Consider the following 10,132-nt stretch of genomic DNA (forward strand, 5'->3'; position numbering starts at 1 on the left):
CCTCTTCTCAGACGTGATAGATGTCGATCACTTGACGGATGTAATCGTTATTCAGATGAATAGTTTTGCGGGTGATTTGCGGGCGACTTTCGCTCAAATCCAGGGTGCAATATGTGGTGCCAAAGAAATAACCACTCTGCTGATAGCGGTGGCTATGGGTCACCCAGTTGTAGCGCACATCAACGCTGTTACCGCTTTGGCCGACAACAGCGATATTTGACAGCATATGCGTCGTCCGTGGCTCGGGTGTACTGGCACCGGAACGCTCCGTTTTAATGCGATATACGCGGTCTTCCAGACCCTGGCGGTTTGGGTAAAAAATCAGTGAAATTTGGCTATAGGGATCGGTGGTGAGTTGATCGTCATCACCCCAGGCTGGCATCCAGTACACCACTTTCGGGCTGTAGCAACTGATCCATTCATCCCATTGACGATCGTCTAACAGACTCGCTTCATAATAGAGAAACTGGCTGATAGCGTTGATATCCAGACTCATGGCGTCACCTCCACACGTTGGGTAATGGAGGCATCGTAACTGCGCTGCTCTTTTTCAATCGCCGCCAGCATGGTTTGCTGCCAGTGATGGTGGTGCGCGATGTACAACGCTTCGTCTTCGGAACGTACGCCACTCATTTGCGGTACAAACCCTGCTTTTTGGGCATGTTCATCTGGCCCATAAACCCAATGCTGTGCTCCACGGCTCAGGTCGCTCCATTCAAGATTTTGCCCCAAATATCCATTCTGGCAGGCACGGAACTCTTCCAAATCATCCGGCGTGCCCATACCGCTGACATTGAAGAAATCTTCGTACTGGCGAATGCGTGTGGCTCGTGTTTCAGGGGCTTCGCCTTTAGGTGCGAAGCAATAGATTGTGACTTCGGTTTTATCCACCGCCAGAGGGCGGATTACACGGATTTGAGTGGAGAACTGATCCATCAGATAAACATTCGGGTACAGGCATAGATTGCGCGTTTCATTCACCATTTGATCGGCTCGCAACTCACCGAACTGGGCAGTCAAACGTTCACGCTCGGCAAATACCGGGCGTACCTGCGGGTTAAGTGCGCGCGTCCAGAGCAGCATGTGCCCATGTTCAAAACCATAGCCACCACCAATGCTTTTCGACCAGCCATTGGCGTCCACCGCCTGAGTCCCCTCTTCTTCATAATTACGGCGCGACATGGTCGAGGCGTAATTCCAGTGGACGACACTGACGTGATAGCCATCGGCCCCATTCTCAGCACCCAGTTTCCAATTACCCTCGTAAATGTAACTCGATGCACCTTGTAGAACTTCGAGGCCATCAGGTGCTTGATCCACTATCAGATCGATGATTTTTAGAGTTTCACCGAGATAATCATTAAGCGGCATCACATCGTCTGAAAGGCTGCCAAACAGGAAGCCGCGATATGACTCAAAGCGCGGTAACTTTTTAAGATCGTGGGAGCCGTGTTGCTTAAAGTTTTCTGGGTAGCCGCCCACACTTTCGTCTTTAGCTTTTAGTAATTTACCGTTATTGCTAAACGTCCAGCCGTGGAATGGGCAGGTGAACGAGCTTTTATTACCCGCTTTACGGCGGCATAACATGGCACCACGATGAGCACAGCTATTAATTAAACCGTGCAATTCATTCTTTTTATCACGTGTAATAATTATTGGCTGTCTACCAAGGGTTAACGTGAAATAATCGCCTGGCTCAGGAATTTGGCTTTCGTGTGCCAGATAGACCCAACTCCCTTCAAATATATGCTTCATTTCGAGTTCAAATAGCTGCTCGTCAATAAAGATATTTCTGTTGTAGCGATAAATGTCATTTTCACGATCAACAATTAACGCGTTACCGATCTTTTTCTTTAATAAATTCAGTTTATTTTGCATAGCTTAATCTCCCGTTGGGGATCTTTTATTTCGCGATGTAATGTATGGCCTGAGGTGAAAGCGGTGCCAGCTTGCGCTGGCACTCTTATTATTCTTTGGCGCGCAGGCGAGCGATACGGGACTCTTCTTCCGGTGAATGAGAAACGCAAAGTGTGAAATCAAAATTCACTTCGGTATGCGGGCCATTTAAGCCACGCGTTTTAATGGTCTGCGCATCGGTCACTTCTACCGGATCGGCAATTAATCCGTCACGGGTTGCAAAGGCAAAATCGTCCCACAGATATTTATCACCACTGAGATTAATCTGGCTGGTGAGATGTTTATGGCCTGGCGCGGAAACAAAGAAATGAATATGCGCTGGGCGATTTCCGTGACGACCTAACCCATTCAATAGATGTTGTGTCGGGCCGTTCGGTGGGCAACCGTAGCCTGACGGCACAATACTTTGCACGCTGTAACGCCCATCACTATCGGTTTTAATGCGGCGGCGCAGGTTGTATTCGCTCTGACTTGAGTCGAAGAAGGAGTAGTTACCCAGCGTATTGGCGTGCCAGATATCAACAACGGCATTTGCCACCGGGTTGCCTTTCGTGTCTCGCACAGTTCCGAAAAGCCACATGGTTTTACCATCGTCCTTCCCGTCATCCATGCGATCATGGCCCTGAGAAAGTGGCGCATTAGCAACATACAGCGGGCCTTCAATAGTACGTGGTGTGCCGGTTTCAATCTCGGCTGCTGCATCCAGAGCATCCTGGCGTAAATCCAGGTAGTGCTCAATGCCAAGGCCTGCGGCTAATAATGCCGCCTCTTTGCTGCCACCCAGTTCGTGCAGGTAATTAACTGCGTGCCAGAACTCTTCTTCGGTGACATTAAAATCATCAATCAATGCACAAATATTTTCTAACATGCGATGAATAATATTCTTAAAACGCTCATCGCCCTCCGTACTATTTAAACCGGCGCTCTCTCTTAATAATGCTTGTACTTCTGGTTGGTTAATGAAGTTCTTTGTCATAATAATTGTCTCATTGCTTATTTGTAGGGAGCCATACCCTGAAAAAGAGCATGGCTAAGATAGATTATTATTGTTGTTTACTTATCGTCGTTACGAATTGATGATGGATGGCGACACAAAGCGTCTACTTGAATATCCATGTAAGGGTATAGCGGTAACCCCATTAATATTTCATGCAGTTCATCAGCATCTTTGACATCAAAAATACTGATATTTGAATACAGCCCGGCAACGCGCCAAATATGTCGCCACTTACCTTCTTGCTGTAAGGCTTGTGAATAGGCCTTTTCTTTAGCTTTAATTTCTGTAGCTGTTGCTACCGGCATATCTAGCGGAATATTTACCGTCATTTCAACTTTAAATAACATGTCATTCTCCTCAATCCTTGCGGCGATAATAGTTGAGCTTATCTTCATCAATTGTCACACCAAGCCCTGGAGTCTGAGGCAATTCGACGGAACTATTGGCAAAATGCAGCGGGTTCTCAACGATGTCATCTTTCAGTAATAATGGGCCGAACATTTCAGTCCCCCACTGCAATGGCAGCGTTGACCAGGCATGTAAGGAGGCAACTGTTCCGATAGTACCTTCCAGCATCGTCCCGCCGTACAAACCGATTCCAGCAGCCTGAGCCACATGGGCCAGTTGCAAAACACTTGCCGGGCCACCTGATTTAGCAATTTTCAACGCGTACGCGCCAATAAAACCACGACGAGCAATATCAAAACCGTCCTCGCGGCTGGCAACCGCTTCGTCGGCAAGGATAGCAGCCCGGCAATGCTGGCTAAGATGCACCAGTGCTTCACGGTTTTGTGCAGCCACCGGCTGTTCAATCAGATCAATGCCCATTGCATCAAGCTCAGCGCAACCGCGCACGGCGGTGCTGGTATCCCACGCCTGGTTCACATCAACACGAATGCTGGCACGATCGCCAAGTGCGACCACAATGGCGCGGGTGTGTTGCATATCAGTGCGAAAATCTCGTGCACCAATTTTAAGTTTGAAGGCGTTATGCCGCCCTTCTTCCAGCAGTTTTTCACCTTCAGCAATGTCTTTGCTGGTGTCGCCACTGGCCAGCGTCCATAACACCGGAAGTTTCGTGGTGAGTGCGCCACCCAACAGCGAACTTACCGGCAGACCAAGCGCTTTTCCCTGCGCATCCAGCAGTGCGGTTTCAATAGCTGATTTAGCGAAGGTATTGCCACGTACGCACTTGTTCATCAGCGCCACAAGGGCATTCACATTATCTGCTGCCTGCCCGATGATCAGTGGCGCAAGGTAGGTATCAATTGCCGATTTAATAGCTTCCGGGCTTTCTACGCCGTAACTCAGGCCACCAATGGTTGTCGCTTCGCCAATACCGACAATACCGTCTGAGCGAGTCAGACGAAGGATAACCAAAGTCTGGCATCCCATGGTGGTCATGGAGAGTTTGTGTGGCCGGATGGTCGGCAGGTCAACAATCACGGTGTCGAGTTGTTCGATAGTGGCGCTCATATCTCTTCCCTTGGGCACTTTTAATCAGATAGTTATCACCCATCGGTTGCGGTTGAATAGCCCCTGCAAACTTAACGGTGTTTTCTGACAATAGGAGTTCACTCGACCTGGCGTCAACGGCGGTAATCGAATTTATGTGCGATTATCGACGCGTTTCGGTTATTCACCGTTAATTTGTGATCCCAGTGGAATATTCTTCATATTGATTGATTCACGATTGTCGCTAAGCAGCAGTTAGCGCATTCTGAAGAACATTCTGACGCGACCGTGGGACATTTAAATGGCAGGCAGCAATCCTGATAACATTGAAGTTATGGCGAGCGAAAATGAAGAAATTCAATCTGTTGCAAAACGCGACCCTAATTTTATGCTCTCTCTGGCTCGTGGCCTGGAAGTGCTTAACGCTTTTACCCCCCAGCGCCAGCGTTTGACTATTTCGCAACTGAGTCAGAAAACCCATATTTCACGCGCTGCTGTACGCCGTTGCCTGTATACCCTTGCGACACTGGGTATGGTGCATAGCCCTGATGGGCGCAGCTATGAATTACTGCCGCGAGTACTGACCGTTGGGCATGCTTATCTGGCGGGTACGCCGCTGGCAAAAGCTGCGCAAATATCGCTGGATAATCTGAGTAAAAGTCTGAGCCAATCTTGCTCGGTCGCCACACTTGATGGGGATGACGTGCTGTATATCGCACGCACGGCAGTCAATAACCTGGTTAGCATCGATATTGGCCGAGGAAGTCGCCTGCCTGCATGGGCCACATCAATGGGCCGCGTACTGTTAAGCGCATTGCCGGAGGCTGAACTTGAAGCATGGCTGGGACGGGCAAAGCTTATCCGCTATACCCAATACTCGATTACGACAATTGCACAATTACGCGAAGAAATTGCGTTAGTGCGCCGCCAGGGGTACGCCATTAACGACCAACAACTTGAAATTGGCCTGCGGTCTGTGGCGGTACCCATGCTGGCACTCGGTGGGAAAGTCGTGGCGGCGATGAATGTAGGTGTTCCTGCTGCAGAACTTACAGTGGCCGATCTTCGTGCGCAAATATTGCCGCCGTTACGTCGTGCTGCAGCAGAGTTATCGATGTCACTTTAGGTTGGCAATCCGGTAAACAACATGTCGCCGTAAGGGATGTCCTTCATCCAGAAGAGGATGATCAAACTCCTCACCGCGCTGCATACCGATCTTTTCCATCACGCGCTGCGAAGGGATATTATCCAGCGCGGTAAATGCCACAATTTCTTTCATCCCATACTGCTCAAAGCCGATTTCCAATGCTTTACGCGCCGCTTCTGGTGCATATCCCTTGCCCCAGAACGCGTTATCAAGCCGCCAGCCAATTTCAATAACCGGTGAAAAAGGCAGCTCATAGCCGGGAACATTTAGCCCCACAAAACCTATAAATACCCCGCTACTTTTCTCCTCTACAGCCCAAAAACCCCAGACGTTCTCCGCCATTCGTTGTTCGATAGTCTTGGCCATATTGTCACTTTCTTCACGCGTAAGCGTCTTCGGAAAGTGGCGCATCACTTCAGGATTAGCGTTTAACGCGGCAAACGGCTCGCGGTCGCTCTGTTTCCATTGCCGTAGAATCAGGCGTTCGGTGTGGTATTCCATGGCTACTCCTTAATTTGATTTTTGATGAGATTCGCTAATGTCTGCACTGCGTGTTGTTCGCGCTCACCTAAAGCCCATGAAGCATTCAGGCGAAAATAGTTATGCCACGCGCCCCCGGTGGTAAACATTTTGCCCGGTGCGATACTGATTTTATGGGCAATTGCCTGCTCACTGAGCACGCTGGCATCCATGTATTCCGGCAGCTCAACCCAGACGAAATAGCCACTTTCAGTGTGATGGATTTTTATTTCCGCCGGGAAAAGCTGATGTAGCGCCTGCAAGGTTTGCTGTTTACGCTCAGCCAGAACGCGCCGCAGCTTTCGTAAGTGCGTGTCGTAACGCTTGGTCGCCAGATAATCGACCAGAGCCAACTGCATCGGCGAGCTTGTAGAAAGTGTGCTCATTAACTGAAGTTGCTGAATACGACGCGCATGTTTTCCTGCCGCCACCCAACCAATACGAAAACCCGCCACCAGGCATTTTGAAAATGACGAACAATGCAGCGTAATACCCTGCGCATCGTATGCACGTGCCGGTAATGGACGTTCGCGTCCGTAATAGAGCTCGCTATATACGTCATCTTCGATGAGCGTCACATTGTGTTGTTGCAACAATTCAATTAGTTGCTGCTTCTTTTTTGGTGACAACGTCACGCCAAGTGGGTTCTGGGCGTTGGTCATTAACCAACAGGCTTTTACTGGATAATCGTTGAGCGCCTGTTTCAGTGCCACTAGATCGATACCGTTTTGCGGATCGGTCGCCACAGACAGTGCCTTTAAACGCAAGCGTTCCAGCGCCTGTAGCGCACCGTAAAAACAGGGGTTTTCCACAATCACCCAATCGCCCGGTTCGGTCACCGCTTGCAGGCTGAGATTTAGCGCTTCTAGCGCGCCAGCGGTGATGACAATTTCATCCGGCGAAACCTGCATTCCCTGTTGGGCATAACGTCGCGCAATTGCGTGGCGCAGCGCTTCGTTACCCGGGGGCAGATTTTCAATAACGCTCATCGCTGTTGCCGTTTTACTGACGGTAGCAAGCGAGCGGTTAAGTTGTTGCAGCGGGAATAAACGTGGGTCGGGGAACGCGGATCCGAATGGCACTATGGTTGAGTCGCCACTGGCCTGCAACACATCAAAAATGTAGGTATTAATATCTACCGCTTCATCACGCGTCACTTTTACAGGAGCTATCGCACTCCGTGTTGCCGGGCGAGAGGCCACGTAATAGCCAGATTGCGGCCGAGCGACAATTACCCCCTGACTTTCAAGCGTCTGATAGGCATGGCTAACTGTCATAAAACTCATGCCGCTTAGTGCGACTTGCTCGCGCAGCGACGGCAACTTATCCCCTGGTAACCATGCACCAAGAGCAATTTGATCGATAATCTGCTGCGCAAGTTGCTGGTATTTTTTCATTTTTTGGCAGTACCGTTTCTATATCAGTTAACTAAAAATACGCCAATTTAAACAACTGTTATAGTCAAATAAAGCTTTTCATCTGCAACGGTTCATGAGCAACGGATTGTCATTTTTTGACTGGCAGCTTTTTATATTTATTTAGATAAACAGGTTTCAAAAGCAGAACGGGTTTTTTCATATAAATCAGGTGAAAGCATTAAGCTGTCCCATATGCTGTTATGACCTGCCCCCGGAATAATCAGAAGATCTTTTTTGGCAGCATTCGATGCTGAATCCGCCAGCTTTTGGGGTATTTCAGAAGGAATGATCGCGTCATTCTGTGCCGCAACAACAAGCAAGTTACCCGTGAATCCAGCTGCAATATCCCATGCATCTGTGGCTTCCCAGCTTCGATGTTTGCGAATGATTTGTGAAAAATCAGGACCAAATTTGACCTTGTAAGCGGACTTTGCGTAAACACCTGGAACCATGAGAATCAAGGATCGCAGTTGAACAACAGTGCTCAAATGCAGTGCATTATAGGCCCCCATGCTTACACCCATACATCCTGACAAAGGATGATTCAGATGGGCAATGACAGCTTCTGCTTGTCTGGTACGACTGAAAAGAGAAGATTCATATAAATCCCCTCCAGTCTCTCCGTGACCGATGAAGTCAAAAACAGTCGTTCCATAGCCTAACTCTTGTAAAAGAAGGCGATATTTAGAGAAGACCTTACGATCTTTACCTCCTCCATGAAGCATTAAAATATGCCCGTTACAACCTGGTGTCGTCTCAGCGATTATTGTTTTACCGTGAAATGGCACATGGAAAGAGTCGTTCAAAGCTCCGTCGGTCATTGCGTTACCATATTGTTATATAAGGTCAGTTATTCATTTTTACTGTGATGCAGTGGTTTATTCAACAAAACAATCAACCATATATAGCTCCGAGCTATATAGGATCAATTCAAGTATTATTGGTAACGAAAATCTTCGAGTGATGACAAAAAACATCGATACATAAAGAGGTCGTTCTGGATTATCGTTGTTTTGAAAAAATAAAAGACAACATTTTTGTTATGTTTAAAATCTTATATGTTACTGTGCATGCATCACCAGAAACAAGGCCAGGTAAATGTTTAAATTTTCGGTAACAGCAGCTTTAAATGAAGATACTGATGAGTACGAAATACGTTCTCGTGACTTTGATAGTTTGCACTCAGTCGCTTTTAGTGAGGATGATATTGAGCTGGAGGCCAGAGATGCTATCACCATGATGATTGGCGAGTTAATTGATTCACGCATACCGGTGCCAACGCCATCCGCAACGATGGAAGGCGAATTAGTCATTCACCTTCCTGTGCTTACATGCCTGAAGGCAACTCTTCACAACGCGATGATTAATACCGGTACAAGAAAGGCTGACCTTGCAAGAAAACTTAATCAGAAAGGCCCGCAGATTGACAGGCTTTTGGATGTCAGCCACGCATCGAAAGTAGAAACTCTGGAACAGGCCTTATATCTAATAGGGTATGAAGTTTCAGTGTCTGTCTCAAAAGTCGCATAAAAGAAATAGAAACCATTAGCCGCTACAATTTGTTTGTGGCTAATGTTTCAATTTCAAATCATATTCTTATGGGCCATTAGCAGTGTCCTTGCATGATTAACCTCTCACCAATACCCTTATTATTTACAAGCCAATTGAACAGTGTTACTGCGCGCATAAATATTAAATAAACTTAACAATTAAGGTGTATTCAATTGTGGATTTTCAGTTTCTGAATTACACATAAATGGTGTGTACATAAAAAAGATATATATTGCTGTGTTTGAATTCATCCCGGTAATTGCGGAGTCGCATGGCCGGGATTTTTTTATCGTTAATCTTTTAGACCGCACGATGAAGGATGGGCATTTATTACGGTGTGATTGGTATACAGTTTGGAAGGAATTCTGCTGAAAAGGCCTAAGAAGGAAAACTGTTATAGCTTTATGCTGAAAGTCTGTTTCTACAACCAAAATGTGACGCGCCTTACAATCGAATCGAATCAATTTTTATGCGGAGTACTGCATGTTCGGTTTAGACGCTTTTCATCTGGCAAGAATTCAGAAGTAACGCAAGGCAAGTTAATTAATATTTTTCAATACCTTACCTTATGAGCAACTGTTAAATCACGCTTCTGTGTAGTATGAATTATTTCTTTATTTCTCAATCAGATAGAAATAGTTTTGGGGAAACCTTTTCCCCAGAGACCAGAGTTATTTACAATTCCATTTCCACGTGCGTCTATATTTTCAGTTTTACTGGAGGTGACCATGTGCGGCCGCTTTACTCAAATCCAATCAATTGATAGCCAAGGGCGAGCCAGATAACAGGAGCGTCATCCTCGCTCGCTCGATTGATTGATTGATGTGAATTGTCACCCGCCCCAGCAATGCGGGCTCGTTGAGTTTTGAACTAACGGGATTAAAGGGCTTTAAGGATGAAGGGATTACGCGTTGTGTAAATTTTCAGATATGAGGTTGGACCGGGTAAGTTTGTGCTTCCTCCGTCGCTTTGCGGGCTGCTTCTTCCGCAGCAAGTCGCTCGACCTCCTTCCTCTCTTTTTCAGCTGCACTCCTCTTCTGGTTATAAATACTTCCTTCGGGCATTTCGACACGCACAGAGACGAACTGGTCAGCAGGGATATCAATAGGCGCACCATTCATCACAGTT

At 47.2% G+C, this 10,132-nt stretch carries 10 protein-coding genes and 1 pseudogene; 2 read left to right on the forward strand and 9 right to left on the reverse strand.

The window, feature by feature from the left end; translation table 11 throughout:
* Positions 1 to 7 precede the first annotated feature (7 nt).
* From benB to M977_RS22505, 5 genes are all read right to left on the reverse strand, one after another.
* Positions 8 to 496 (reverse strand): benzoate 1,2-dioxygenase small subunit, encoded by a 489-nt coding sequence (benB, locus tag M977_RS22485; protein ID WP_064519021.1) that lies wholly within the window; start codon positions 494 to 496, stop codon positions 8 to 10.
* Positions 493 to 1,878, reverse strand: a complete 1,386-nt coding sequence (locus tag M977_RS22490; protein ID WP_064519023.1) for a Rieske 2Fe-2S domain-containing protein — start codon at positions 1,876 to 1,878, stop codon at positions 493 to 495. The genes benB and M977_RS22490 overlap by 4 nt, the downstream gene beginning before the upstream one ends.
* A gap of 88 nt (positions 1,879 to 1,966) precedes the next feature.
* On the reverse strand, positions 1,967 to 2,893 hold the full coding sequence (gene catA, locus M977_RS22495; protein ID WP_064519025.1) for a catechol 1,2-dioxygenase: 927 nt from the start codon (positions 2,891 to 2,893) through the stop codon (positions 1,967 to 1,969).
* Between the two features lie 77 nt (positions 2,894 to 2,970).
* Positions 2,971 to 3,261: a muconolactone Delta-isomerase gene (catC, locus tag M977_RS22500; RefSeq protein WP_064519027.1), complete on the reverse strand. Its 291-nt coding sequence runs from the start codon at positions 3,259 to 3,261 to the stop codon at positions 2,971 to 2,973.
* 10 nt (positions 3,262 to 3,271) lie between these two features.
* Positions 3,272 to 4,390, reverse strand: coding sequence for a muconate cycloisomerase family protein (locus tag M977_RS22505; RefSeq protein ID WP_064519029.1), 1,119 nt, complete (start codon positions 4,388 to 4,390; stop codon positions 3,272 to 3,274).
* 313 nt (positions 4,391 to 4,703) lie between these two features.
* Here M977_RS22505 and M977_RS22510 point away from each other — a divergent pair, with 313 nt between their 5' ends.
* A complete protein-coding gene (locus M977_RS22510; protein WP_064519054.1) occupies positions 4,704 to 5,495 on the forward strand; it encodes an IclR family transcriptional regulator domain-containing protein in 792 nt (263 codons plus the stop codon).
* Here M977_RS22510 and M977_RS22515 read toward each other — a convergent pair.
* The 3 genes from M977_RS22515 to M977_RS24690 form a co-directional block, all read right to left on the reverse strand.
* Positions 5,487 to 6,017, reverse strand: coding sequence for a GNAT family N-acetyltransferase (locus M977_RS22515; protein WP_064519031.1), 531 nt, complete (start codon positions 6,015 to 6,017; stop codon positions 5,487 to 5,489). The two genes, M977_RS22510 and M977_RS22515, sit on opposite strands and share 9 nt — an antisense overlap.
* A 2-nt stretch (positions 6,018 to 6,019) precedes the next feature.
* Positions 6,020 to 7,432, reverse strand: coding sequence for an aminotransferase-like domain-containing protein (locus M977_RS22520; RefSeq protein ID WP_064519033.1), 1,413 nt, complete (start codon positions 7,430 to 7,432; stop codon positions 6,020 to 6,022).
* Positions 7,433 to 7,569: 137 nt separating this feature from the next.
* Positions 7,570 to 8,274, reverse strand: coding sequence for an alpha/beta hydrolase (locus M977_RS24690; protein ID WP_074392096.1), 705 nt, complete (start codon positions 8,272 to 8,274; stop codon positions 7,570 to 7,572).
* A 277-nt stretch (positions 8,275 to 8,551) separates the two neighbouring features.
* On the opposite strand from M977_RS24690, the gene M977_RS22530 reads away from it, so the two are divergent.
* Positions 8,552 to 8,983, forward strand: coding sequence for a type II toxin-antitoxin system HicB family antitoxin (locus M977_RS22530; protein WP_064519037.1), 432 nt, complete (start codon positions 8,552 to 8,554; stop codon positions 8,981 to 8,983).
* Positions 8,984 to 9,927: 944 nt separating this feature from the next.
* Here the strand turns inward: M977_RS22530 and M977_RS25560 are convergent.
* A pseudogene (locus M977_RS25560) lies at positions 9,928 to 10,132 on the reverse strand (hypothetical protein); the annotation flags it as partial.

Origin of the sequence: Buttiauxella gaviniae ATCC 51604 (assembly GCF_001654835.1) — a bacterium.
Taxonomy (GTDB): domain Bacteria; phylum Pseudomonadota; class Gammaproteobacteria; order Enterobacterales; family Enterobacteriaceae; genus Buttiauxella; species Buttiauxella gaviniae.

What these genes read in the sequence shown, in the direction of transcription:
- benB (WP_064519021.1), bottom strand. Translation starts at nt 496, where the DNA reads ATGAGTCTGGATATCAACGCTATCAGCCAGTTTCTCTATTATGAAGCG.
- M977_RS22490 (WP_064519023.1), bottom strand. Translation starts at nt 1,878, where the DNA reads ATGCAAAATAAACTGAATTTATTAAAGAAAAAGATCGGTAACGCGTTA.
- catA (WP_064519025.1), bottom strand. Translation starts at nt 2,893, where the DNA reads ATGACAAAGAACTTCATTAACCAACCAGAAGTACAAGCATTATTAAGA.
- catC (WP_064519027.1), bottom strand. Translation starts at nt 3,261, where the DNA reads ATGTTATTTAAAGTTGAAATGACGGTAAATATTCCGCTAGATATGCCG.
- M977_RS22505 (WP_064519029.1), bottom strand. Translation starts at nt 4,390, where the DNA reads ATGAGCGCCACTATCGAACAACTCGACACCGTGATTGTTGACCTGCCG.
- M977_RS22510 (WP_064519054.1), top strand. Translation starts at nt 4,704, where the DNA reads ATGGCGAGCGAAAATGAAGAAATTCAATCTGTTGCAAAACGCGACCCT.
- M977_RS22515 (WP_064519031.1), bottom strand. Translation starts at nt 6,017, where the DNA reads ATGGAATACCACACCGAACGCCTGATTCTACGGCAATGGAAACAGAGC.
- M977_RS22520 (WP_064519033.1), bottom strand. Translation starts at nt 7,432, where the DNA reads ATGAAAAAATACCAGCAACTTGCGCAGCAGATTATCGATCAAATTGCT.
- M977_RS24690 (WP_074392096.1), bottom strand. Translation starts at nt 8,274, where the DNA reads ATGACCGACGGAGCTTTGAACGACTCTTTCCATGTGCCATTTCACGGT.
- M977_RS22530 (WP_064519037.1), top strand. Translation starts at nt 8,552, where the DNA reads ATGTTTAAATTTTCGGTAACAGCAGCTTTAAATGAAGATACTGATGAG.